We start from the raw sequence: 24,115 nt of genomic DNA, 5'->3' as shown, positions 1-24,115 counted from the left end.
CCTATATCAAAATATTTCAATATAGATCTTGCGGACCCCACACCCCGCTGCTAGACTTCGCTCCATGTTAGCCTCCAACCCCTGCCCCCCCCAGGCCTCCCCGGATGCCTTTGACCTGCTCACCCGCCTTTGCAAGGCCAGTGCGGACCCTCTGCGCCTGCAAGTGCTGCGGGTACTCAAGAGCAACTCCTTCGGGGTCCTGGAGCTGTGCACCATCTTTGATGTGAAGCAATCGGGCATGAGTCACCACCTCAAGGTGCTGTCCACCGCCGGCCTGGTCGACACCCGTCGCGAAGGCAACTCCATCTTCTACCGCCGCGCCCTGGCCGAGCCTTGCGACCTTGGCGCCGAACTGCAGTCCAGCCTCTTCAACAGCCTGGACCGCACCGAGCTGGCGCCCAGCATTCAGGCACGGGTGGACGCCATCCAGCAGCAGCGCGCCCAAAGCTCCCGCGAGTTTTTTGCCCGCCATGCCGACAAGTTTCGCCAGCAACAGGAACTGATTGCCGATTACGGCCAGTACGCCGAGGGGGCCCGGGAGCTGCTGCTGGGCGGCAACCTGGACCGCCACCAGCTGGCCATTGAGATTGGTCCCGGTGAGGGGGCCTTCCTGGCGGAGCTGGCACCCCACTTTGACGCGGTCTACGCCATCGACAACGCCCACCCCATGCTGGAGAAGTCCCGCGCCTTTGCCCGGCAGCAGCAGCTCGACAATGTCCATTTTATCCAGGGCACCACTGCCGACGGCCTGGCCCGCGAACTCAGGGCTGATGCCATCGTCATCAACATGGTGCTGCACCATGTGCCCTCGCCGGAAGAGATGATTGAGCAGGCCGCCAGCCTGCTGAATCCCGGCGGTCGACTGGTGATCACCGACCTCTGCTCCCACGACCAGAGCTGGGTTCGCGATGCCTGCGGGGATCTCTGGCTGGGCTTCGAGCCCGACGAATTTTCCGACTGGGCGCAGCGCGCCGGGTTGGTCGCGGGAAACAGCCTCTTTCTGGGGCAACGTAACGGTTTCCAGGTGCAGGTGCGTCGCTTCGACAAACCGGCACTCCCTTTTCATGAACAGCACTCTGCTTAGCTACAGGAAGACGCCATGAGCGAATATGCGATTTTTACCTCCGAGTCGGTGTCCGAGGGACATCCCGACAAGATGGCGGACCAGATCTCCGATGCCATCCTCGACGCCATCATCTCTGACGACCCCCACGCGCGCGTCGCCGTTGAGACCCTGGTCAAGACCGGTATGGCGGTAATCGCCGGCGAGGTCCGCACCTCCACCTACGTCGATCTGGAGGATGTGGTCCGGGACGTGATTCTCGACATCGGCTACAACAGCTCCGAGGTGGGTTTTGACGGCGCTTCCTGCGCCGTACTGAACGCCATCGGCAAGCAGTCCCACGACATTGCCATGGGTGTTGACGAGGGTGACAACAAGGACCTGGGCGCCGGCGACCAGGGGCTGATGTTCGGCTACGCCACCAATGAGACCGAGGTGCTGATGCCCGCCCCGATCTTCTACTCGCACCGGCTGGTGGAACGCCAGGCCCAGCTACGCAAGAAAAATGTATTGCCCTGGTTGCGCCCCGACGCCAAGAGCCAGGTTACCCTGCGCTACGAAAACGGCCAGCCGGTGGCCATCGAGGCGGTGGTACTTTCCACCCAGCACGATGCCAACATCAAGCAGGCCGACCTGCGTGAAGCCGTACTGGAGGAGATCATCAAGCCTGTCCTGCCCGCCGAGTGGCTGCACGCGGGCACCCGCTTCCACATCAACCCCACCGGCCAGTTCATCATCGGCGGACCCGTGGGTGACTGCGGCCTGACCGGGCGCAAGATCATCGTCGACACCTACGGCGGTGCCGCACGCCACGGAGGTGGAGCTTTCTCCGGCAAGGACCCCTCCAAGGTTGACCGCTCAGCCGCCTACGCCGGACGCTACGTTGCCAAAAACATCGTGGCCGCGGGCCTCGCGGACCGCTGCGAAATCCAGGTCTCCTACGCCATCGGCGTAGCGGAGCCCACCTCTATCGCCGTCAACACTTTCGGCACCGGCAAGCTCAGCGACGAGGCGATCAGTACCCTGGTGCGCGAGCACTTCGACCTGCGCCCCCAGGGACTGATCGACATGCTTGACCTGCGTCGCCCGATCTACCGTCCCACCGCGGCCTACGGCCACTTCGGCCGCGAAGGCGACAACTTTACCTGGGAAAAGACCGACAAGGCTGCCGAGCTGGCCAAGGCGCTCTAACCCCCCCCCTTATCCCGGCGACCGCACTGGCGGCGGTCGCCCGCTCGACACAGGAGTTTTCCAATGAGCACGTTTACCGATTACAAGGTCGCCGACCTCTCCCTGGCCAGCTGGGGACGCAAAGAGATTGACATTGCAGAAACCGAGATGCCGGCCCTGATGGCGCTGCGCGCCAAGTACGCCGACAGCAAGCCCCTGGCGGGTGCCCGCATCATGGGTTGTATCCACATGACCATCCAGACCGCAGTGCTGATCGAAACCCTGATCGCCCTCGGTGCCGAGGTGCGCTGGTCCTCCTGCAACATCTTCTCGACACAGGATCATGCCGCTGCCGCCATCGCCGCCGCCGGTATCCCCGTGTTCGCCTGGAAGGGTGAGACCGAGGAGGAGTTCTGGTGGTGCATCGAGCAGACCATCCAGAAGGCAGGCGCTGATTGGGGTGCCAACATGATCCTCGATGACGGCGGCGACCTGACCCAGATTCTGCACGAAAAATACCCGGCCGTGCTGGCCAACTGCCACGGCATCTCCGAGGAGACCACCACTGGCGTTCACCGCCTGCTGGAGATGCTGGACGAAGGCAGCCTCAAGGTACCGGCCATCAACGTCAATGACTCCATCACCAAGAGCAAGAACGACAACAAGTACGGCTGCCGCCACAGCCTCAATGACGCCATCAAGCGCGGTACCGATCACCTGCTGTCCGGCAAAAAGGCGCTGGTAGTGGGTTACGGCGACGTCGGTAAGGGCTCCGCTGCCTCCCTGCGCCAGGAGGGTATGATCGTGCGGGTCACCGAGATTGACCCGATCTGTGCCATGCAGGCCTGCATGGATGGCTTCGAGGTGGTGTCCCCCTACATCGACGGCATCAATACCGGCGAGCTTGACTGTGTTAACCGCGCACTGCTCAGCAACACTGACCTGATCGTCACCACCACCGGTAACACCAATGTGTGCGACAAAAATATGCTGCAAGCACTGAAGACCGGAGCGGTGGTGTGCAACATCGGCCACTTTGACAACGAGATCGACACCGCCTTTATGCGCGAGCACTGGGAGTGGGACGAGGTCAAGCCGCAGGTCCACAAGGTCTACCGGGATCGCGCCGCCAAGGACTACCTGATCCTGCTGTCCGAGGGGCGCCTGGTCAACCTGGGCAACGCCACCGGTCATCCCTCCCGGGTGATGGACGGCTCCTTTGCCGATCAGGTGCTGGCCCAGATCTACCTGTGGGAGAAGAAATTTGCCGACCTGCCCGAAGCCGAACGCGCTGCCAACGTCTACGTCAAGGTACTGCCCAAGAAGCTCGATGAAGAGGTGGCCCGCCATATGGTCGAAGGTTTTGGAGGGGTGATCACCCGTCTCACCGATGCCCAGGCAAACTACATCAAGGTCGATGTGGAAGGCCCCTACAAAAGCGACGACTACAAGTACTGATAGCCGTACAGGTCCACCGGGGGGCGACAGGGTGGTTGCCCCCCTCACCATAAAGACAAGGCCATGAACACACAAAACCGATTCCTTAAGCGCTACAGCTTCGAGTTTTTCCCCACCAAGACCGACGCTGGCGCTGCCAACCTGTTGGCTACCGCCCAACAGCTGGCCAGTTACCAACCCGATTTTTTCTCGGTCACTTATGGTGCCGGCGGCTCCACCCGCGACCGCACCGTCAGTACCGTACTGGGCGCCCAGCAGAGCACCGGTGTCCCTACCGCACCCCACCTTTCCTGCGTTGGCGACAGCAAGCAGGAGATCCTCGACCTGCTGGACCACTACCGCGCTAACGATATCCAGCGTATCGTCGCCCTGCGGGGTGACCTGCCCTCAGGGATGGGATTGGCCAGCAGCGAGGTGCGTTACGCCAACGAGCTGGTGAGCCTGATTCGCGAACACAGCGGAGACCATTTTGAGATCGAGGTGGCGGCCTACCCGGAGGTCCATCCCCAGGCGCCCAACGCCGAACGGGATCTGCTCAACTTCAAGCGCAAGGTAGAAGCGGGCGCCGATGCGGCCATCACCCAGTATTTTTTCAACGCCGACAGCTACTTCCACTTTGTGGATCGTTGCGAGTCCGTTGGCATCGACATCCCGATCATGCCCGGCATCATGCCGATCACCAACTACTCCAAGCTGGCGCGTTTTTCCGATGCCTGCGGCGCCGAAATTCCCCGTTGGATCCGCAAGCAGCTTGAAGCCTATGGCGATGATATCGTCTCCATCCAGCGCTTTGGCGAAGAGGTGGTGACCCAAATGTGCGAACGCCTGCTGGAGGGCGGTGCGCCGGGATTGCACTTCTACACCCTGAACCAGGCCGCGCCCAGCCTTAAAATCTGGGACAACCTCAAACTCAGCGAGCGTCGTTAAGCTCCCCACCGGCTCCTCCCGGGAGCCGGTGCCCTACCCCTTCACATCCATCGCGCAGATGTAAATGATGTGATTTTGTCACATTGTATCTCCCAGTAAAGCGCTATACTTTTCAGGTCGGGCCCTGCGCCCTTGAGCAGACTATGCCCCTATCCACGACCCATCTGGAGTGAACGCTTATGAAACTACGCCCACTGGTCCTTGGCCTCTGTGCCTCCACCCTGCTGATGAGCCCCGTTGCCCTGCAGGCCGCTGAAAATAACCCCAACATCGTCCACCGTCAGGGCATTATGAAGATCGTAGGCGGTCACATGGGCGCGCTTAAGTCGATTCTGGTGCTGGGCTTCGATGCCCCGCAGGATGTCAGCTACCACGCCCAGGGGATGATGGATGCCCTTTCCCATATGGGAAACTCCTTCCCCCCGGGCTCCGATAAAGGCGAAACCAAAGCGCGTAAAGAGATCTGGGAAGATATGGATACCTTTAAACAGCGCGGCAAGGATCTGCGTATGGCCCTCGAAGCGCTAAACGCCTCCGCCAACGACAAAGGCGCAGCACTGGATGCCTTTAAAAAAGTGGGTAAAGCCTGCAAATCCTGCCACGACGATTTCCGTAAGAAAGATTAACCTTCTTTAACTTTCATCCGCCTGCAGCACTGCCGCGGGCGGATTCATAAGTGACTATGCCTCGACCCATCCCCACCTGGGACCTACCCACCCGACTCTTTCACTGGCTGCTGGTACTACTGATTGCCAATGCCTGGCTCTCCTGGAAGTTCGCCGATATCGAGATGCAGTGGCATATGTGGAACGGCTATACCCTGCTCACCCTGGTGCTGTTTCGACTGCTGTGGGGGATCTGGGGCAGCAGCACCGCCCGCTTTACCCAGTTTGTCCGCGGCCCACGCACTCTGTTTCGTTACCTCAGCGCCATTCGCCGGGGCTCCCCCCCCCATTACCTTGGCCATAACCCCGCGGGCGCCCTGGGGGTAATCCTGCTACTGGCACTGGTGGGCCTGCAGGGCTGCTTCGGCCTCTTTACCACCGATGAGATTCTGGTGGAGGGCCCTCTGGCCTCCCAGGTCAGTTCCGATTGGCAGGGGTGGCTGGGTGGCTGGCACCAGCGCGGTTTTTACATCATCCTGGGGGTCGCAGGGCTGCACGTCGCAGCGGTTTTGGCCCACCTGTGGTTGGCCAAAGACAACCTTGTTCGGCCGATGATCACCGGGGTCAAGGAGCCCTCACAGGTGCCTGATGGCGAGGCAGCCGTCACCGCCCCGCTGTGGCTGGCCGCTGTGACCCTGCTGCTGGCCGCTGGCCTGGTCTGGCTCGGCATCAATATCTGGTCGTTGCTGCCCTAAGCCAGCCGGAGTTCGATTAGGTGACAGCGTTTCAGGTTGCTAGCCATCCGGCTCGTCTGGATACGCTAGCAACCGGAGACCCCATTATGGAGATCAAGAACGCTGGAACTGCGCTCCAACTGCAGTGGAAACCTGGTTACGCGGCCGATTCATCCCCCACAACACATGGCCAATAACCCGGCTTCAACCCAGCGTGTCCAGAAGCAGCCTGGCTGCCCTGCCAGCTAGCCTTAACCTTGTATTCACGACTCCCTGAGCCCCTCTCCTCCATGCTATGCTCACAGCCTTTGTGAGCCAGGGCCACACCATGCGAAATCCCCGTATTCACCTCCCCCAGCCGATGCAAGCCGACGCTCGGGTCGAGCTCAATGAAACCGCAGCCAATCACGTTGCCCGCGTCCTGCGCATGAAGGCGGGCGACCCACTGGTGCTGTTTGACGGGGAGGGTAATGGCTTTCAGGCGCGAGTGGACCAGGTCGAGAAACGCCGGGTACAGGTGGTGATCGAAAGCGTTCTGGAGTCGGCCACCGAGTCCCCGTTGAGTATTCATCTGGGGCAGGTGATGTCGCGGGGGGATCGCATGGATTGGGCGATCCAGAAAGCGACCGAGATGGGGGTGACTGAAATCACCCCGCTACTGAGCGAGCGCTGCGAAGTCAAACTCAGTTCGGACCGAGCGGATAAGCGCCAGCAGCACTGGCAGCAGGTGGCGATCAGCGCCTGCGAGCAGTGTGGGCGCAACCGGGTCCCCAGGGTGCACCCACCGCGACCACTCACCCAATGGGCGAGCGAGCAAAACAGCGACCTCAAGCTGGTGCTGCATCATCGCACCGAGCAGTCCCTCTCCAGCTTATCGGCCCCCCGCACCCTGTCACTGCTGATCGGTCCCGAGGGAGGGCTTAGCCCCCTTGAGATCGAGCAGTCGCTGAAACTTGGCTTCCGGCCTACCGCCCTCGGCCCTCGTGTCCTGCGAACAGAGACCGCCCCGGTGGCCGCCCTGGCACTGGCCCAGTACCTGTGGGGCGATATCGGCTGATAGCGTCCGGCCTAGCCCTGACGGGCAGCCAGAATCATGGTTTCCAACTTGACGAGATCGGGAATCAGCGCCTCTTCACCACTGAGGTGCACCATCACTGCGCCACAGGCGCCCAGCTCACGATCCTGGGGTACCGCCTCCTCGGGCCCTACCCGCACCGCGTGGGGAATCCCCTCCACCACGACCGCATAAAAAGGCAGCGCCTCCTGACCGCTGACACCGTTCAGGACCACCGTCCTCTGGGAGGGCTGGCTGGGGTCGAAGGGGTCGCCATTGGCCCCTTCAAAGCTGACGAGGGGAATATTCTGATCCCGCCAGATGATATGCCCCAGATACCATTCGGGCCTATCTTCCACCTGCTGGGGCGGCTCATAGCCCACCAGCTCCGCCACCGTCACGTTCGGCACCAGCAGCTGGGCCTCACGCAACGGAATCATCAGTCCGGAGATCGCCTCTTCCGTTTTTTCACTCATCTCTTTCTGCTCCCCTGCCGGGTCAGCCAAGCTTGGGGCTGACCTCCTGTGCTAATCGTTCCACCAATCGCTGGGCCAGCTCACGGGGAGTGCCCCGGTAGCTGCAGTACCCGTCGTGGGCGATGGCATCGGGCATGGTACTGCTTGCGCAGCTGGCAGCGTCCTGCGCCCACACCTGGGCACCACAGCGCTGGTATTCCAGGCTGGCCTGCACCCCATCCTCGCCCATGCCGCTAAATATGATGGCGCCACAATGCTCCTTGAAGCGTCGCAGCACCCCCATCATCACCTCGCCGATATTGGGCTGGTAGGGCCCACTCCAGTGTTTGCCGGTGGCTTCGATTCGCCCCTGTGCACTGATACGAACCTCCTGCTCAACCGGCGCCAGAATCACCTTGCCATAACCGAGCGGGGCACCCTCAGCGGCGGTGACCACATCAAAGGCACTGTGCCGCCCCAGGGTATCGGCAAGAACCTGTTGGAAGCTCGCATCAATATGCTGGGCGTATACAAAGGCAACCGGTAGCCCCCGTGGCAGGGCATCCAGGAACTCCTTTACCACCCCGGGTCCCCCCAAAGAGGCACCAATCACCCAGACGGATTGAGGTACGGGGGTATTCTCCAGCTGGGAGAGCACCGCCGGTAACGGCAAGGGTGGCAGTTTGGGTCGTCCCACCGACAGGGGTGCTTCACCCGCTGTCGATGCCCGAGCCAGGGCAAGCTGCTGGTTTAGCTTACCGAGAAAGCTGCGGCGCCAGCGAGGATACTCATCGCTGTTACGGGTAGGTGCCTGGCCATCACCGATCAGGACCGGTACGTCGACCGCTTCCAGAATGAGGTCAAGGAAGTCATCAAAGCCTTCATCCAGGGTCAGGTCCACGTACCAAAGATCAACCGGGGTGTTGAAGGCTTCAGTAGTGAACTGGGCCGGGGAGGTGTTCACCGGCACCAGTATCTCCTCATCCGCCAGCAGGGTACCCACCAGGTGTTGCTGAAGGACCGTGTCTGCAATGATGCCTACGACCGCTTTAGTGTTGCTGTCGCTCATCCGCATTCAACAGTTGATTAATGGTTTCCAGCAGCAAGGCCTCCTGGAAGGGCTTACCCAGATACTCCTCGACACCGATGGCGAAGGCGCGCTCGCGGTGCTTCTCACCGGTACGGGAGGTGATCATTATGATGGGAATACTCTTCAAGCGGCTGTCATTTTTAATGGTACTGGCCACTTCGAAGCCGTCCATCCGCGGCATCTCGATATCCAGCAGTATGATGTCAGGCTTCTTGTCCTGCAGCTGGGAGACGGCGTCCACCCCATCCTTGGCCAGGATCACATCAAAGCCCTGTCGCTCCAGCAGGCGAGAGGTAACCTTACGCACGGTCACGGAGTCATCGACCACCATCACCTGTGGCTGTCGAGCCTCCTCTTCGGCCGCGGCCTGTTCGGCTTCGCTGTCCGCCTCGATGTCGATGGTCACTCCCACCGGCAATGCGTCGTGGGCAAAGCTGGAACGGATCATCGCTACCAGATCGAGGATGATCACTACCCGGCCATCCCCCAGGATGGTGGCCCCCGACACGCCGTCAACGCCGGCAAACTGGGGACCAATCGACTTAACCACGATTTCACGGCTACCGGCGAGGGAGTCCACCTGCAGCGCCACCGAGTGCTCCGCTCCGCGGGTCAGCAACACCGGCAGCGGAGTCGTGACCCCCTCCATGGAGGGCTGGGGACGCTGCTGCATCACCTCACCCAGATACTTCACCTGATAGCCCTGGCCCGCGTATTCAAACTCGAGACTGGGATCCTGGTAATAGGCTTCCAACTCGTAAGGGCTGATTCGCAACACCCCCTCAATGGTATTGAGCGGGATGGCGTAGAGATCATCCCCCATGTACACCATCAGGGCGCGGTTGACCGATACGGTAAAGGGCAAGCGCACCACAAAGGTGGAGCCTTTACCCTGGGCCGAATGGATGGTGACATTGCCGCCGAGCTGCTTGATCTCGGAGTGCACCACATCCATGCCCACGCCCCTTCCGGAGATCTGGGTTACCTGCTTGGCCGTGGAGAAGCCTGCCTGCAGGATAAACTGCATCACTTCGTGGTCGGTCAGGCTGGAGTTGCGGTCCATCAGGCCGCGTTCGATGGCCTTGTTACGCACCGCCTCCAGGTTGACCCCCCGACCGTCGTCGCTGACTCGCAAGACGACATCGCCCCCTTCGCGGGAGAAGGCGATCTTGATGGTCCCTTTTACATCCTTTCCCGCCGCCTTTCGGTCAGCGGGGTCGGCTTCTATGCCGTGATCGATGGCGTTGCGCAGCATATGTTCCAGCGGTGCCACCATCCGCTCCATCACGGTACGGTCCATCTCGCCGTCTGCGTTGACCACCTGCAAGTCGACGCGCTTGCCCAACTCACCCGATACCTGGCGTACAATCCGGCGCAGTCGAGGCATCATGCGGTTAAAGGGCACCATGCGGGTGTGCATGAGCCCCTCTTGCAGCTCGGTGTTGATCCGTGCCTGCTGCAACAGCAGGGTTTCCGCATCCCGAGCCTTGTCGGTCAGGCCATCCTTGAGGTCCATCAAGTCAGTGGCCGACTCCACCAGCGAGCGCGACAGCTGGGCCAGCTCGGAGTACTGGTCCATCTCCAGCGGGTCAAACTCCAGCTCTCGCACCCCCGACTCTGCCTCGTGGCGGGAGATAATCTGGGTCTGGGTTTCGATATCGAGACGGCGTAGCTGCTCGCGGACCCGGTTGATGGTGGCGTGCATGTCATCAAGCGAGTAGATGAAATCATTAACCTGCTGCTCAACACGGCCCCGGGAGATACTGGTTTCACCCGCCAGGTTGACCAGCTCCTCCAGCACATCCGCAGAGATTTTCACCATCTCCTGCGGCATCCGTCGTGGCTGTTTTAGCGCCTCGGCAGCCCCCACCACAGCGGGGGCCACTTCACTGCTACTGTCGGTTTCGCGCGGCGCAAAAGGGACAACTTCTGCGCTCTTCTCGGTGCTGTCCGACGCGCCGCCGCTTTCGGGTGCTGCTGGGCCGGGAGCGGGCTCAGCTGCACCGCCCTGCACCTGGCGACGGATATTTTCGAGGTGTTTGAATAGCTTATCCTGGCGCACCTCCACTTCATCAAAGAGATCCGCTGGCAGGTTGGCGAGGTCCTGCTGGGCACGGGTCACCAGCATCTCAAAATCGTGGGTATAGTTACCCAGGTGGGTAATGGAGGCCATGCGCGCGCCCCCCTTGAGGGTGTGCAGCTGGCGCATCAACTCGGCAGCGGCTTCGGCGTCCTGGGGGGCCTTGCTCCAGGCTTCGCAGCTCTGTTCAATCCCCTCCTGCAGGTCACCCGCCTCTTCAAGGAAAATCTCCAGAATATCGGGATCGATCTCGCTCAGGTCCAGCCGATCGAATTCCAGCTCTTCGGCTTCCTCGACGGCCGGAACGGCAGCCACCTGACTGGGCTCCGGTTCGGTTGGTGCGGGGGTGCCGGGGGACGCTGGCTTGCCCACTGCCTCCATCTGCACCCCCGCATCGGGGTTGGCCCGGTAGCGGCTGATCGCTCCGATCAAGGCCTGGGCCGGCACACAGCCGCCACTACTGCCAACGTCCTCAATCTGCACCGCAAGGCGATCATGGCACGCCTGGATCAGCTCACCCAGCTCCGTGGAGGGTTCATAACGACCGTTGCCCAAGCCTTCGTAAAGGAACTCCAGCTCATGGCTAAGATCTCCGATGGCGGCTATGCCTGCCATCCGGGCGCCCCCTTTGAGGGTATGGAGGTCCCGTTGCAGCTGGTCCAGCTCATCCTTGCGGGTGCTGCCTTCCAGCCAGTTCTGCAGTGAGCCCGCCGCTCGATCCATGATGTCGACCGCTTCTTCGAGGAAGATTTCGACCATTTCAGGATCGACGTCCACCGCCTGCCACTGCTCGGCTTCGGCTTCGGCTTCGGCTTCGGCTTCGGCTTCGGCTTCGGCTTCGGCTTCGGCTTCGGCTTCGGCTTCGGCTTCGGCTTCGGCTTCGGCTTCGGCTTCGGCTTCGGCTTCGGCTTCGGCTTCGGCTTCCAGCGTAATCTCCGGCAGGGGGCTGTCAAGTGCCTCCTCGTCGATTTCCGCTAGTGGCAGCTCCGCCGCTTCCTCCGCCGCGGCTTCCGGCAGCTCACCGACATACTGTTGCTGGAGGGCTTCGAGCGGCGCAATACTGTCCAGCAGGATCTCTTCCGTCTCCTCCTGATCCAGCCCCTCAAGCGCTTCGTCATCGACTTCAACGACGGAAGTTGGCGCCTCTGTCTCCAGCAATAACGTCTCTGGCAAAGCGCGTAACCGCTGAATCAGGTCCTGGCGTGGTGCGACCTCCTGCTGGGCAGCCATGCTGTCGAGCATGAAGAGCAGGGCTTCGTGAGCCTCCACCAGCAACGTACGGGCTTCCTCACCCGCCATCAAGTGCCGCCCCACCAGTCCGCTGTAGGTGGCCTTGAGCCCCTCAGCCAGATCCGATATAGGGGCCAGGTCCGCCATCAATGAGCCGCGAGCCAGGGTATCCAACTCCTTGCACAGGGCTTCGTACTGATTGTCGGGCCGGCAATGCTCCATCCACCCCGGCAGCCAGGCCTCTACATCGAGCAGCAGTTGCATCCCTTCGGCCAGGAAGACGGTCAACATCTGGGTATCGCGCCCGCTCGCTGCATCGGCTTCCCGCTTGGCCGCGAGATAGCGATCATGCAGTTCCAGCAAGGCCGCGCAATACTCCTCCGCCTGGGGAATCTCCAGGGTTTCATCTACCCGCAGGCGAGTCAGTGCTTCATGGACAATGGCCGAGCCCCTGGCCAACAGATCGACCACCTCGCGGTCCGCCTTGATCAGGTTTCCACGCAACTCCTTGATCAATTTCTCAAGGGGGGTTACTACCTCCGCCACCGGGGTGATACCCGCCATATGGGCGCTCCCCTTGAGGGTATGCAGTGCCCGCTGCAGCTCCTCACTGATGGTCAGGGGGTGTTGTTTGCTGTTGTACAAGGCAACAAAGGCATCGGCCTCCTGCAGGTGAGCGTTGGCTTCCCCGCTAAAGATCTCCAACAAGGCGGCATCGGAATCGTCATCCTCAAGGCTGGTAGCGGGCTCTACCTCGACCACCTCGGCCTCTTCGGCTTCGCTACCTTCCAGGTCCAAAGGCTTGATCACCTCATCGGTAACCACCTCGAACACCTCTTCATGCTCTGCCTGCTGTGGCGCCGGCTCCCAGGGCTGGCCTTTGGAGTAGGCCTCGGCCTGCGCCATAAGCCGGCGTACCTGGTCGGTCTCCTGCTGCGACTTTTGCTCAAAATCCTTCATCAGCTGGGGAATCAGCTGGCGCACGCCCTCAATCAGCTCAAACAGCGGCTCGCTGGTGGTGATCGTATGGTCGATCACCCGGTTCAACATGTTTTCAATCGACCAGGCCAGCTCACCTACCACATTGGCCCCCACCATGCGCCCACTGCCCTTCAGGGTATGGAAGGCTCGCCTTACCTCCGTCAGTGATCCGGAGTCAGCCGGATTGCTACGCCACTTGGGGAAGAATTCTGAAATGGTTTCGTGAACCTCTTCGGCCTCCTCAATGAAGATCTCGATGACCTCGTCATCGATCATGTCCTCCTCTTCATCGACGCTGGCCAGCGGAGGAGTCGGCTCTTCGGTGGCATCGGGCGTATCCCGGTCAGCTGCCACTGTTTCCGCCGCTGCCGGATCAGGCTGCTCGGCCTGGTCGGCTTCAACCGGTGTCACCTCGTGCCCTGCCGAAGGGGCTTCAGTTACGCCGGCTGGCTCCGGCGCCAGCGTATCTTCGACAGGTTCTGAATCCTCTTCAACTGCCTCCAGGGGCGGCGAAGTTACCTCCAACGCCTGATCGGCGATAGCCGTCTCATCAAGCGGCGGGCGCGCCACCTCGCAGCCCAGTATTGCCAGGCTCTCGTCAGCCACATCAAGCAGCAGATCCGCCTGCTCGGCCTGATCTTCGGACAAGCGCTCAAGGTAGTATTCGATACTGGCAATCACATCGGCCAGCGTATCCAGCACTCGCCACTCGGGAACCTCTTTGGTCGCGATCAGCGAGTCCCGAATAAATCCGGCACAGGCGCCCAGCTGCTTCGCCGCACGCTCCAGCGGAATCATTGCCAGTCCGCCGCGGACGGTATCCAGAATCTGCGGGACATCCTCCAGCTCACTGTGGTCCCACTTCGAGCCGATGAACTGGACGATGGAGTCCTTGGCCTGCTCCAGCCCATTACGCGCCTCACGCACCACCACCCGGTGTACATCGCTGAGCTCGGTAGGGGGCATATCCCCGCTACTTCCCCCTTGGGCATTAGCACTATCCCCGGCCATTCCCGACAGGGTGGCTTCAACAAAGAGCAATGATCCGGCGATATCCATCAGCACCGCATCATCCAGATGACGATCGCCTTCCACGATCTCTTGCAGGCTTTCCAGCTGCTCCTGCAACACCTTGCGCGGCGCCCCCAGCCCCATGACCGCCATGGTGTCGGAGATCTGTTTCAACAATGGTAATTGCTGGGAGAGCTCTCCCAGGTCACGATTTTCAGTACGGACAAAGAGGTCGAGTGCGTCTTTCACCGACACCAGCTCTTCGGTGAGCGCTGCTACGACCGAGCCGATCGCCTCCTTATCGGGGCCTGCCATCAACTGGCGCTGCTCATCCACGGTGGCCTCGTCGGGGAGGGCGTCGTCGAGGTCAAACTTGTCCTTGATCTCGCGAATGCGCAGGCTCTCATCCTCTGCCTTGGCGACATAGTAGAGGAGGTTTTTCAGCAGTTCATCGGGGGCCGGCTGGTTAAGCGCCTCCGCGCCCCCCTTCATGATGCGGCGCAGCTCCCCGTCGACCTGGCGCAGCAGGTGACGGATACTGGTGCTCATGGGGATCGCGCCGCTGGCGAGTCCATCAATAATGCCCACACAGACCCACCACAGCTGGCCTACCGGCGTTTTCAGCAACAGCTGCTCGAGACGGCCAAAGACCTTGGTCATGTAGCCGAGGTGCTCGGCTGTGTTCTGGTCCCGTAGCAACCCCACCAGGGCAAACTGGTACATCTGGCGTAGCTTGCCGATGAAGGCGGTGAAATTGTCGCCGCTGAAACGCTTAAGGGCACCAATTGGAAGTTTTGGGTTCCGGTGGCTCAGGTTGGGTTTGAACAGTGAGGTTTCCGACAGCAGGCTTCCACCGCGGGCCGCGCGCATGTCATTCAATACCGGCATGAGGATGACCGGCAGGTCACGGCGCCCGGCCTGCACCCGCTCCAGATAGGCGGGCAGCTGCAGTATCGCCTGCATCAGTACCTGGTAGGCTTCGTCGGGATTACTGACCTGGCCATTCATGATGGCCTGGGCCAGGACCTCCATCTCCTCCGCCAGCAGGGCGGCGCCATAAAACTCAACCATCTGCAGGGTGCCATGCACCTGATGGATGTAGTTAAGGCAGAAGCGGATCCGGGTGCTGTCCTCGGGGTTCTCAACATAGGACTCGAGTGCCTGACGCGCCTGCGTCAGGGTCTCCTGAATCTCACCCTTAACCCAGTCGAGGGCTACGTAGTCGTGGTGATCAGCCATAGTTACTCCTGAGTCCTCTCACTTACCCACTGACACGTTTGCGAAACGCCAACGTTGCCGGGTCTCGATCACGCTCCAGGTCGGGATGGCTCCAATCCACCACCTCGCCCAGCCCTACCACCAGAAGCCCCCCCGGTGCCAGGCGTTCAGCAAGCCGGTTCAGAATCTCCTTGCGTCGCCAGCGACGGAAGTAGATCAGCAGATTCTGGCAGTAGATCAGGTCCATGCCATGCATCGGGGTTTTGCTCAGTTCGAGGACATTCACCTGCGAGAAGCAGACGCGATCCCGCAACTGGCTCACCACCTGATAACGTCCCTTCTCAAGCGGAGTAAAAAATTGTTCTGCCCGCTCCCTCGGCAGCGCCTCAACCTTACGGTCTGAATAGATCCCTTGCCGGGCCTTGGCCAGCGCGGGGGCACTGATGTCGGTGGCACTGATCCCAAAATAGCAACCACTGTCCTGCAGAGTCTCCTGGGCCAGCATCGCGAGGGAGTAGGGCTCCTCTCCAGTGGAGCAACCCACCGACCAGATCTCGATGGTACCGCCCTTGTCTGAACGCTCTGCCAGAAAGCGCTGTACCCGGTCGAAGGAAGCCTGGTGGCGGAAAAAGCTGGTTTCCTGCACCGTCAGGCGATCCACCAGCAGGGTCCACTCCATGCCTCCCGGGGGATGCTGGCTCACCCGGTTGTAATAGTTCTGGTAGTCACTCAACCCCAGCTCACGCATCCGCATACCCACACTGGTCTGCAGAAACGTTTTACGCTGCTCGGTAACCCGCATGCCAGTGCGGCTTTCGAGCAGAGCTTGCCACTGCTCGAACTGGCTCTCGTCCATCTCCGGCAGTGGTTGCATCGACCACTTGTTCGTCATCATCGTCCTGGGACCTGCGTCCTGGCCTGCCGCCAACGTCATCGCTCAGCGACTTATCCTATCGACTCGGTTTCTGGGAGCTTAAAGCCTGCGACGGACTGGTGCATTTCAGACGCCATCTCAGCCAGGTTACCGATCGAGTTCGCAGTCGCGGTGGTACCGGCAGAGGTCTGGGAGGTAATCTCCTGGATAACGTTCATGGTGTTGGAGATATGGCCGGCGGAGGAGGCCTGCTGGCGTGCAGCGTTGGAGATGTTCTGGATCAGTTCCGCAAGGTTCTGGGATACCTTCTCGATCTCCTCCAGGGCCACACCCGCATCCTGTGCAAGGTGCGCACCCTTGACCACCTCAGAGGTGGTGTGCTCCATGGAGATAACCGCCTCGTTGGTATCCGCCTGGATCGTCTTAACCAGCGCCTCGATCTGCTTGGTTGCCGCAGAGGAACGCTCCGCCAATCGCTGTACCTCGTCCGCTACTACCGCGAAGCCTCGACCCGCGTCACCGGCCATGGACGCCTGAATCGCGGCGTTCAATGCCAGAATGTTGGTCTGGTCGGCGATGTCGTTGATCAGCGATACGATATCCCCGATCTCCTGGGAAGACTCACCCAGTCGCTTGATCCGCTTGGAGGTGTCCTGGATCTGCTCACGGATGGTGTCCATACCGAGGATGGTGTTTTGCACCACCTCGTTGCCCTTGTTTGCAATGGATACCGACCGCTCCGCTACCGATGCGGACTCGGAGGCGTTTGCCGATACCTGGTCGATGGAGACCGCCATCTCGTTTACTGCGGCAGAAGCACCGGCAATTTCCTGCGCCTGGTGCTCGGAGGCTTCCGCCAGGTGCATCGCAGTTGCCTGGGTCTCCTGGGCAGCCGAGGCCACCTGTACCGCCGTTTCGTTGATGGTGGTTACCAGTGCACGCAGCTGCTCGATGGAGTAGTTGATGGAGTCTGCAATCGCACCGGTGAAGTCCTCGGTTACGGTCGCCGACACGGTCAGGTCACCATCCGCCAGGTCGGCCAGCTCGTCAAGCAGTCGCATGATCGCCGCCTGGTTGGACTCGTTCTGGCTGGCTGTCTCTTCCAGACGCTTACGCGTATTGCCCACCATGCTGACACCGATCAGGACAATGGCCGCCACCGCGATCAAACCGAAGAGTACCGCGGTCTCGGAGGACCAGAAGCGCTCATCCTCCATGGTTTCAAAAATTTCGGCCAGGGTGGAGGTCTCCAGCAGCAACTGCTGAGTCAACTCGAAGATCTGGTCTGAGGCTTCACGCACCTGGAACAGCTCGGGAGAGGTCTCCAGGATCTCATCCACGCTTCCGTTTACAAACTCAAACAGCTCGGCGATCTCGTTCAGGCGGTCGAGCGCCTCGCTATCGCTGACCTGGCTGATACGCATGGCCAGGTTACCCTCGATCATACCGTTCAGCACTCGCCCAAACAGACCGGCATCACGCCCAAAGCTGTCCGCGGCCATTACCGAGTCCTCGGTACCCTCGAGCACTCGGTTGACACTCCCCACAATCCGCTCCGCCAGCCAGGACTGGCGTTGGGCAATGGCGACCTGGTCAGCCGGGGCACCGTTTTCCAGCAGGATCTCCACCACCTCATCGTATTCCACCTGCAGTTGGGGGATGGTTTCCGCCAGCGCGGCCGCTACCTCATGGAGAGAGAGCACCGTCTCCTCACTGGCGAGAATGGCATCGGCCCCCTTCTTGGTGCGATTCCAGGTTTTGGTCAGCTCAGCCAGCTGCTCATCGGCACGGGCAGAGCCCATCTCGGCCAGCATGGGGTGGTTCATCTCGGCCATCAGATGGCTGGCCGCCTTGGCGACCTTCGCCATGTTCTCCGTGCTGCCGTGTTGGTCGCCCTCGCCCCCGTGTTCATCAGCCTCGTGCATGCTGGTGGCGCCCATTTGCATCATGTCATAGTGGGTTTGAAACTTGTCCCGCGCTTCATGCAGCAGCTCAAACGCTTCCTTGTTACCACCGGCCGCCTCCAGGGCGTTTTTGGCGATCTGCTGGGAAAGTACCCGCATCTCCCCCGCGTGCGCGATAAACTCCTTGTCGTAGTCCGCCTGCTGGTTGACGTACCAGAAGTTGCCAATCATCCCCACCAGGGAGAGGACCAGGACAACGAACATGATCGCTGAGAGCCGGTTGGTTTGAACACCTGAATTAGTCGCCTTCATTGTTATCGGGCCTCCACTATGGCCTTTTTATCACGTTGCCCTAAGGGCTGAAAAAAACTACCTAGACAGCCACCTGCATAAAATCAGGGTGCTGTGCCAGGGCAAATAAACTGAACACCTGCCATTGATACTCGCGCTCGTAGACACCGTTGATAAAGGGCTTGATCGCAGGCGAGAGGTCTTCGGGCAGATCGGGGTCGAAGCTGTCTGAAACGAAGTGCTGCATCCCCATCACTTCGTCCACCACCAGCCCACTGAACACCTCTTCGTGGTCCACCACCAAGATACGCCGGTGGGTTCGCCGGGCACTGAGGGGCTGCCCCAGAAAGTCCCCCAGATCCATCACCGGCAACAGTCGGCCTCGGACATTGGCAATACCCTTTACCCAGTTTTTTACGCCAGGAAGGCGGGTATAACCGGGCACCGTCAGAATTTCAGCCACCTCCCCCAGAGGAGCCACGTAGCGCTGCCCCCCCAAGCGAAAGCCGATACCGCTCCAGTAGGTTTTCAACTCAACCTGAAGAGGCAAACCACGGGCATGCCGGTGGCTTAGAGCCGCCATCTCCTTGAGTCGTTCAAACGGAGTCGGGTCTTCCCCTTGCGTATATGTCATGCCGCTACCCGTAGCTCCGGTCAGGAGAGAACGCTTTGCAACGTCTTCATTAGCACGGATTCGTCGATCGGCTTGGTGAGGTAATCCTTGGCTCCCTGGCGACGCCCCCACACCTTGTCAGTTTCCTGATCCTTGGTGGTGACGATGATCACAGGGATATGGGAGGTCGCCGGATCCTTACTGAGCTGGCGAGTTGCCTGGAAGCCGTTCAGGCCCGGCATCACAATATCCATCAACACCGCATCCGGCTTCTGGTCCTTGGCGAGCGCAACACCGTCCGCACCGTTATCAGCCTTGAGTACCTCATGGCCATTCTTTTCCAGCATACCTTGCAGCTTCAACGTTTCCGTTGGCGAATCGTCAACGATCAATACTCGAGCCATTGCTCCCCCATCTACTTCGCGTTCAATAGCGGCCGGTACGGCCGTTTTCGATTAGTTAGTGCTATTCAGCCGGCACGTGTGCGCGAATAGCCCCGAGCAGCTCTTCCTTGCTAAACGGTTTGGTCAGGTACTGGTCCGACCCCACAATTCGCCCCTTGGCCTTGTCAAACAGGCCATCCTTACTGGAGAGCATGATCACCGGAGTGGATTTAAAAGCACTGTTGTTCTTGATCAGGGCACAGGTCTGGTAGCCATCGAGCCGCGGCATCATGATGTCAACAAAAATGATATTCGGGCGGGTGTCCGCTATCTTGGCCAAGGCATCAAAACCATCGATCGCCGTAATAACCGTGCAACCAACCTTTTTGAGCAGAGTTTCAGCTGTGCGGCGGATGGTTTTACTGTCATCGATCACCATCACCTTCAAGCTCTCGAAATTATCTTCCATTCTCTTCTGACCCCGTCATCATTCGGTCGTGAAATCCACGTTGGCGTCTGGATGCCGCGCCGCACCCAACCTCAAGGAGTGTAATTCATATCCTTTCCAACGACTTGTTTTAACATACATCGCACATGCAATCTATAAAACCACAGGTAGTTACGGCCAATTCCTAGGGGTTTTTATCACGTTGTGAGAGATCGATAACTTTTCTGTCAACTTCCCCTCTTGAAGGTTGACGATGGGCGCGGCAATCGCTCCCCTTTAGCGGGCTGATTGGTTACACTTCGGGCCTTAAATTCAGCAACAGGAATCTCCGCCATGAGTGTGCAACTGGGCATTGTGATGGACCCGATCGATCAGATCCATTTCAAAAAAGACAGCTCTCTCGCCATGCTACTCGCCGCCCAGCAGCGTGGCTGGACCCTGCACTACATGGAACAGAAGGATCTTTTCCAGCAGGCCGGCGAGGCCTGTGGCATGATGCGCCCGCTATCGGTTGCCGCCGATCCCCACAACTGGTTCAGCCTCGGTGACGCCCAGCCTCGCCCCCTGGCAGAGCTGGATGTGATCCTGATGCGTAAAGACCCCCCTTTCGATAACGAGTTCATCTACAGCACCTACCTGCTGGAACAGGCGGAGCAGCAGGGAACCCTGGTGGTCAACCGCCCCCAAAGCCTGCGTGACTGCAACGAAAAGCTGTTCGCCACCCTGTTCCCTGACTGCACACCACCGACCCTGGTGGCTCGTCGAGCGGACCTTTTGAAAGCCTTCGCCGCCACCCACGAGGATGTGATCTACAAGCCGCTCGATGGCATGGGCGGCAGCTCGGTCTTTCGGGTCACCAAGGGTGACCCGAACCTCAGTGTGATTCTCGAGACCCTCACCCAACACGGTCGCAGCCAGATCATGGCGCAGCGCTATATTCCCGAAATCCTCGATGGTGACAAGCGCATCCTGCTGATCAACGGTGAGCCCATCCCCTACTGCCTGGCCCGTATTCCTGCCAGCGGTGAGACCCGCGGCAACCTAGCCGCAGGCGGCCGCGGCGTGGGCCGCCCCCTCAGCGAACGGGACTGGGAGATTGCCCGCAGGGTCGGCCCCACCCTGCGAGAGAAAGGGCTGCTGTTTGTCGGCATTGATGTGATCGGCGATTACCTTACCGAAATCAACGTCACCAGCCCCACCTGTATCCGCGAGCTGGACGATCAGTTTGGCCTCGACATTGGCGGGCAACTGATGGACACCATCGCCACCCTGATTCCCAAGGGTCGTCGCACATGATAAACAGTTGGGCACTTCAACTCAGGCAGGAAGCCCTTCGCTGACTATGGCCAACCCTCAATCCACAGCGAGTGCCAACGACCGTCTCGCCTTTATGCTGTTCCTGGCAACCGCTCTGCATGCTGCCATCGTGCTGGGAATCAGCTTCGACCTGTTCGACCCCCCCAACCTCTCGAAGACGCTGGAAATCACCCTGGCCAGCTTCAAAACCCTGGAGGAGGTTAAAGAGGCCGACTACCTCGCACAGGCGAACCAGAAGGGCAGCGGCAGTCTGGAGGAGAAGGCGCTTCCCAGCACCGACCAGGTATCCCCTATCCAGGAAAACCAGATCAAATCCATCGCCCCTCCACCGCAGACGGCCGCTGAACCACGGCAGGTTGAAAAGGCCCAGAAGAAGCCGCTGGCGACCCTGAATAAATCGCCAGAGCAGGCGCCTCAACTGCGCCAGAACAAGACAGACCCCGCCGTGGAGCAGGCACAAAAAGCGCGCCAGAAGATCGACCTGAGCGCCGAAATCGCCAGCCTTGAGGCGCAATTCCTGCAGAAGCGCCAGCAGTACGCCAAGCGCCCTCGCATCCATCGCATCACGGCCGCCTCCACCATGCAGGACAAGGGGGCCTACTACAAGGAGACCTGGCGTCGAAAGATCGAGCGCGTGGGTAACCTGAACTATCCGGAGGAGGCTCGGCGGCAAAAAATTTATGGCCAGCTGACGGTGCTTGTCGCCCTGCGGCCCGACGGCCGACTGCATGAGGTCAAAATCCTCAAAAGCTCCGGTCAAGCAGTGCTGGATGATGCCGCCATTCGCATCGTCAAGCTAGCCGCCCCTTTTGCCCCCTTCACCCCCGACCTCAAAGATGTTGATATCCTCGAGATCATCCGCACCTGGAAATTCGAGAAGAGCAATATACTCTCAAGCAACTAACCCCTTGCCTAAGCACAGGGGCGCCCCAATACTAGGTTTATGAGCAGCGAAACAGCGAACAGCCTGCGCAATCAGTTCCTGATTGCCATGCCCCATATGGCGGATCCCAATTTCGCGGATTCCGTTACCTATATCTGCGAGCACAACGACCAGGGTGCCATGGGCATCGTCATTAATCGCCCGACCAACCTCACCCTCGGCGAGATCTATCGGCAGATTGGCATTGAGGATCTCGAGCAGGCCGCCCACCAGGAGGAGGTGATCTGTGCCGGCGGCCCCGTGCAACTGGAGCGAGGCTTCGTACTGCACGACTCCCAGCAGGTCTGGGAATCCACCCTGCAGGTGGCACCCGGCATCAACCTGACCACCTCACGGGATATTCTGCAGGCGGTCGCTGAGGGGCGAGGCCCCCAGCAGATCATTATTGCCTTGGGTTATGCCGGCTGGGGCGCCGGGCAACTGGAAGCCGAAATCAAGGAAAACGCCTGGCTGACCTGTGAGGCGTCCCCCGAACTCCTGTTCAATACCCCCATCCACCTTCGGCGTCAGGCGGCGGCCGCGTCCATCGGCGTTGACCTTCAGCGCCTCGCACCCGACAGCGGTCACGCTTGATGGCCCGCCCACCACGCCAGGTCATGGCGTTTGATTACGGCCTACGGAACATCGGAGTCGCCGTAGGACAGACCCTGACCGGCACCAGTTCACCACTGCCTCCCCTCAGGGCCCGTGATGGCGTGCCCAACTGGGACGAGGTGGCAAAGCTGATCCGCGAGTGGGAGCCCGATGCGCTGATCGTAGGCATTCCCCTGAATATGGATGGCAGCGATAGCGAGATGAGTGTCCGCGCCAGAAAATTTGGCAACCGCCTGAACGGCCGCTTCCAGAAACCCTGGATCGCCGTGGACGAGCGCCTTAGTAGCCGCGAGGCCAAGGAGCGTGCCCGCGAGCTGGGCCACCGCGGGGATTACAATGAGCGCCCGGTGGACGGTCTCGCAGCGCAACTGATCCTGACCAGCTGGCTGGAGACCCACCAGGGCGATAGCACCACCTAACGGAAGCTTCTGCCCCCTTTGTCGTCGTCGGTATCCTGCAACGACAACGAGCCGGCAATACCGGTCAGGTGCTCCGCATCGGACTCCGAACCCAGCTTGATCATCAAACGCAAATCGTTCGGCGAGTCTGCGTAAGCCAGGGCGTCTTCGTAGGTGATCTCCCCCCGGTTGTAGAGCTGGAAGAGCGCCTGGTCGAAGGTCTGCATCCCCTGCTCGGTGGACTTGATCATCAACGGCTTGAGCTCGTGTACCGCCCCTTTACGAATAATATCGGACGCCAGGGGGGTATTGAGCAGTACCTCGATAACCGCGCGCCGGCCCTTGCCATCCGGTGTCGGAATCAACTGCTGGGCGACAATCGCCTTGAGGTTCAGCGACAGATCCATCCAGGTCTGGCCGTGGCGATCGGGGGGGAAGAAGTGAATGATCCGGTCCAAAGCCTGGTTGGCGTTATTGGCGTGAAGGGTGGCCAGGCAGAGGTGACCCGTTTCGGCGAATGCCACGGCGTACTCCATGGTCTCCCGGGTCCGTACCTCACCAATCATGATCACATCCGGCGCCTGACGCAGGGTGTTCTTGAGGGCCACCTCGAAACTGTCGGTATCGATACCCACCTCACGCTGGGTGATGATGCACCCATTGTGTTGGTGAATGTACTCGATGGGGTCCTCGATACTGATGATATGACCGGTGGAGTTGGCGTTACGGTGGCCGATCATGGACGCCAGCGAGGTCGACTTACCGGTACCGGTCCCCCCCACGAAGATGATCAGCCCACGCTTGGTCATCGCCAGGTCGCGGATAATGGGAGGTAGTCCCAGGCCATCAATCTTGGGAATCGAGGTTTCAATACGTCGCAACACCATACCCACCAGGTTGCGCTGGTAAAAGGCGCTCACCCGGAATCGACCGATGCCTCGCGCGCTCAGGGCAAACTGGCATTCGTGGGTTTCGGCAAACTCACGACGCTGGTTTTCGTTCATTACCCCCAGCACCGTTTCGCGGGTCACCTCCGGGCTCATGGCGGTCTTGGTGACGGGAACCACCCGCCCATTCACCTTCATGCTGGGGGCGACGCCCGCGGTAATAAACAGGTCCGAGGCGCCCTTCTCCACCATCAGTTTGAGCAGCTTGTTAAAGTCCATCGGTGAACTCCATCCTTCCCTTCGGTCTTGGGGTTATGTTGCTTTCCGAGCGTATCACCGGAGAGCCCGGCTCTCCGCTCGCAGTAGCGCACAGCGGAGATTAACTAC

20 protein-coding genes are annotated in these 24,115 nt (G+C 60.3%); 11 read left to right on the top strand and 9 right to left on the bottom strand.

Annotated elements, in window-relative coordinates:
- The first annotated feature begins 64 nt into the window (after positions 1–64).
- The 7 genes from D0544_RS12765 to D0544_RS12730 all read left to right on the top strand — a co-directional run bounded on the left by D0544_RS12765 (position 65) and on the right by D0544_RS12730 (position 7,014).
- Positions 65–1,084 carry a metalloregulator ArsR/SmtB family transcription factor gene (locus D0544_RS12765; protein WP_125016731.1) on the top strand — a complete coding sequence of 340 codons (1,020 nt, stop codon included), beginning with the start codon at positions 65–67 and terminating at the stop codon, positions 1,082–1,084.
- A 15-nt stretch (positions 1,085–1,099) separates the two neighbouring features.
- A complete protein-coding gene (metK, locus tag D0544_RS12760) occupies positions 1,100–2,254 on the top strand; it encodes a methionine adenosyltransferase (protein WP_125016729.1) in 1,155 nt (384 codons plus the stop codon).
- A gap of 63 nt (positions 2,255–2,317) precedes the next feature.
- Positions 2,318–3,691: an adenosylhomocysteinase gene (gene ahcY / locus D0544_RS12755; protein WP_125016728.1), complete on the top strand. Its 1,374-nt coding sequence runs from the start codon at positions 2,318–2,320 to the stop codon at positions 3,689–3,691.
- 63 nt (positions 3,692–3,754) lie between these two features.
- The gene (gene metF / locus D0544_RS12750; protein WP_125016726.1) at positions 3,755–4,618 is read left to right on the top strand and encodes a methylenetetrahydrofolate reductase [NAD(P)H]; all 864 of its coding nucleotides are present in this window, start codon (positions 3,755–3,757) and stop codon (positions 4,616–4,618) included.
- 179 nt (positions 4,619–4,797) lie between these two features.
- Positions 4,798–5,244, top strand: coding sequence for a c-type cytochrome (locus D0544_RS12745; protein ID WP_125016724.1), 447 nt, complete (start codon positions 4,798–4,800; stop codon positions 5,242–5,244).
- A gap of 56 nt (positions 5,245–5,300) precedes the next feature.
- Positions 5,301–5,978, top strand: a complete 678-nt coding sequence (locus D0544_RS12740; protein ID WP_243647365.1) for a cytochrome b/b6 domain-containing protein — start codon at positions 5,301–5,303, stop codon at positions 5,976–5,978.
- A 307-nt stretch (positions 5,979–6,285) separates the two neighbouring features.
- Positions 6,286–7,014 (top strand): 16S rRNA (uracil(1498)-N(3))-methyltransferase, encoded by a 729-nt coding sequence (locus D0544_RS12730; protein WP_125016720.1) that lies wholly within the window; start codon positions 6,286–6,288, stop codon positions 7,012–7,014.
- 11 nt (positions 7,015–7,025) lie between these two features.
- Here D0544_RS12730 and D0544_RS12725 read toward each other — a convergent pair whose 3' ends face one another.
- From D0544_RS12725 to pilG, 8 genes are all read right to left on the bottom strand, one after another.
- Positions 7,026–7,487 (bottom strand): chemotaxis protein CheW, encoded by a 462-nt coding sequence (locus D0544_RS12725; RefSeq protein WP_125016719.1) that lies wholly within the window; start codon positions 7,485–7,487, stop codon positions 7,026–7,028.
- 22 nt (positions 7,488–7,509) lie between these two features.
- Positions 7,510–8,535, bottom strand: a complete 1,026-nt coding sequence (locus D0544_RS12720) for a chemotaxis protein CheB (RefSeq protein WP_164880925.1) — start codon at positions 8,533–8,535, stop codon at positions 7,510–7,512.
- Complete coding sequence (locus D0544_RS12715) at positions 8,516–15,097, bottom strand: Hpt domain-containing protein (RefSeq protein ID WP_125016715.1); 6,582 nt, start codon at positions 15,095–15,097, stop codon at positions 8,516–8,518. Before D0544_RS12715 ends, D0544_RS12720 begins: the two co-directional genes overlap by 20 nt.
- Before the next feature lie 22 nt (positions 15,098–15,119).
- Positions 15,120–15,971, bottom strand: a complete 852-nt coding sequence (locus D0544_RS12710) for a CheR family methyltransferase (RefSeq protein ID WP_125016713.1) — start codon at positions 15,969–15,971, stop codon at positions 15,120–15,122.
- A gap of 50 nt (positions 15,972–16,021) precedes the next feature.
- Positions 16,022–18,085, bottom strand: coding sequence for a methyl-accepting chemotaxis protein (locus D0544_RS12705; RefSeq protein ID WP_125018293.1), 2,064 nt, complete (start codon positions 18,083–18,085; stop codon positions 16,022–16,024).
- Positions 18,086–18,227: 142 nt separating this feature from the next.
- Entirely contained in the window at positions 18,228–18,779 is a 552-nt protein-coding gene (locus tag D0544_RS12700) for a chemotaxis protein CheW (RefSeq protein WP_164880924.1), read from the bottom strand.
- 20 nt (positions 18,780–18,799) lie between these two features.
- Complete coding sequence (gene pilH / locus D0544_RS12695) at positions 18,800–19,162, bottom strand: twitching motility response regulator PilH (protein ID WP_125016711.1); 363 nt, start codon at positions 19,160–19,162, stop codon at positions 18,800–18,802.
- Positions 19,163–19,223: 61 nt separating this feature from the next.
- Complete coding sequence (gene pilG / locus D0544_RS12690; protein ID WP_125016709.1) at positions 19,224–19,610, bottom strand: twitching motility response regulator PilG; 387 nt, start codon at positions 19,608–19,610, stop codon at positions 19,224–19,226.
- 312 nt (positions 19,611–19,922) lie between these two features.
- On the opposite strand from pilG, the gene gshB reads away from it, so the two are divergent.
- From gshB to ruvX, 4 genes are read left to right on the top strand one after another with little or no spacing between them, the layout of a single operon-like run.
- The gene (gene gshB, locus D0544_RS12685) at positions 19,923–20,885 is read left to right on the top strand and encodes a glutathione synthase (protein ID WP_125016708.1); all 963 of its coding nucleotides are present in this window, start codon (positions 19,923–19,925) and stop codon (positions 20,883–20,885) included.
- A gap of 46 nt (positions 20,886–20,931) precedes the next feature.
- Positions 20,932–21,810, top strand: a complete 879-nt coding sequence (locus D0544_RS12680; RefSeq protein ID WP_125016706.1) for an energy transducer TonB — start codon at positions 20,932–20,934, stop codon at positions 21,808–21,810.
- Between the two features lie 39 nt (positions 21,811–21,849).
- Positions 21,850–22,422 (top strand): YqgE/AlgH family protein, encoded by a 573-nt coding sequence (locus D0544_RS12675; protein ID WP_125016704.1) that lies wholly within the window; start codon positions 21,850–21,852, stop codon positions 22,420–22,422.
- On the top strand, positions 22,422–22,862 hold the full coding sequence (ruvX, locus tag D0544_RS12670; RefSeq protein ID WP_125016702.1) for a Holliday junction resolvase RuvX: 441 nt from the start codon (positions 22,422–22,424) through the stop codon (positions 22,860–22,862). The genes D0544_RS12675 and ruvX overlap by 1 nt, the downstream gene beginning before the upstream one ends.
- On the opposite strand, the gene D0544_RS12665 is transcribed toward ruvX, so the two are convergent.
- Positions 22,859–24,007: a PilT/PilU family type 4a pilus ATPase gene (locus tag D0544_RS12665; RefSeq protein ID WP_125016700.1), complete on the bottom strand. Its 1,149-nt coding sequence runs from the start codon at positions 24,005–24,007 to the stop codon at positions 22,859–22,861. The genes ruvX and D0544_RS12665 overlap by 4 nt on opposite strands.
- Between the last annotated feature and the right edge of the window lie 108 nt (positions 24,008–24,115).

It is taken from the genome of Aestuariirhabdus litorea (assembly GCF_003864255.1).
GTDB classification, from domain to species: Bacteria; Pseudomonadota; Gammaproteobacteria; order Pseudomonadales; family Aestuariirhabdaceae; genus Aestuariirhabdus; species Aestuariirhabdus litorea.
This window is presented reverse-complemented; position numbering and strand designations above follow the sequence as displayed.

Coding starts and splice junctions, on each gene's coding strand:
- ruvX (WP_125016702.1), top strand. CDS start 22,422: ATGGCCCGCCCACCACGCCAGGTCATGGCGTTTGATTACGGCCTACGG.
- pilG (WP_125016709.1), bottom strand. CDS start 19,610: ATGGAAGATAATTTCGAGAGCTTGAAGGTGATGGTGATCGATGACAGT.
- D0544_RS12765 (WP_125016731.1), top strand. CDS start 65: ATGTTAGCCTCCAACCCCTGCCCCCCCCAGGCCTCCCCGGATGCCTTT.
- D0544_RS12730 (WP_125016720.1), top strand. CDS start 6,286: ATGCGAAATCCCCGTATTCACCTCCCCCAGCCGATGCAAGCCGACGCT.
- D0544_RS12715 (WP_125016715.1), bottom strand. CDS start 15,097: ATGGCTGATCACCACGACTACGTAGCCCTCGACTGGGTTAAGGGTGAG.
- D0544_RS12720 (WP_164880925.1), bottom strand. CDS start 8,535: ATGAGCGACAGCAACACTAAAGCGGTCGTAGGCATCATTGCAGACACG.
- D0544_RS12725 (WP_125016719.1), bottom strand. CDS start 7,487: ATGAGTGAAAAAACGGAAGAGGCGATCTCCGGACTGATGATTCCGTTG.
- D0544_RS12745 (WP_125016724.1), top strand. CDS start 4,798: ATGAAACTACGCCCACTGGTCCTTGGCCTCTGTGCCTCCACCCTGCTG.
- D0544_RS12705 (WP_125018293.1), bottom strand. CDS start 18,085: ATGATTGGCAACTTCTGGTACGTCAACCAGCAGGCGGACTACGACAAG.
- gshB (WP_125016708.1), top strand. CDS start 19,923: ATGAGTGTGCAACTGGGCATTGTGATGGACCCGATCGATCAGATCCAT.
- metF (WP_125016726.1), top strand. CDS start 3,755: ATGAACACACAAAACCGATTCCTTAAGCGCTACAGCTTCGAGTTTTTC.
- D0544_RS12665 (WP_125016700.1), bottom strand. CDS start 24,007: ATGGACTTTAACAAGCTGCTCAAACTGATGGTGGAGAAGGGCGCCTCG.
- metK (WP_125016729.1), top strand. CDS start 1,100: ATGAGCGAATATGCGATTTTTACCTCCGAGTCGGTGTCCGAGGGACAT.
- pilH (WP_125016711.1), bottom strand. CDS start 19,162: ATGGCTCGAGTATTGATCGTTGACGATTCGCCAACGGAAACGTTGAAG.
- D0544_RS12675 (WP_125016704.1), top strand. CDS start 21,850: ATGAGCAGCGAAACAGCGAACAGCCTGCGCAATCAGTTCCTGATTGCC.
- D0544_RS12710 (WP_125016713.1), bottom strand. CDS start 15,971: ATGATGACGAACAAGTGGTCGATGCAACCACTGCCGGAGATGGACGAG.
- D0544_RS12740 (WP_243647365.1), top strand. CDS start 5,301: ATGCCTCGACCCATCCCCACCTGGGACCTACCCACCCGACTCTTTCAC.
- D0544_RS12700 (WP_164880924.1), bottom strand. CDS start 18,779: ATGACATATACGCAAGGGGAAGACCCGACTCCGTTTGAACGACTCAAG.
- ahcY (WP_125016728.1), top strand. CDS start 2,318: ATGAGCACGTTTACCGATTACAAGGTCGCCGACCTCTCCCTGGCCAGC.
- D0544_RS12680 (WP_125016706.1), top strand. CDS start 20,932: ATGGCCAACCCTCAATCCACAGCGAGTGCCAACGACCGTCTCGCCTTT.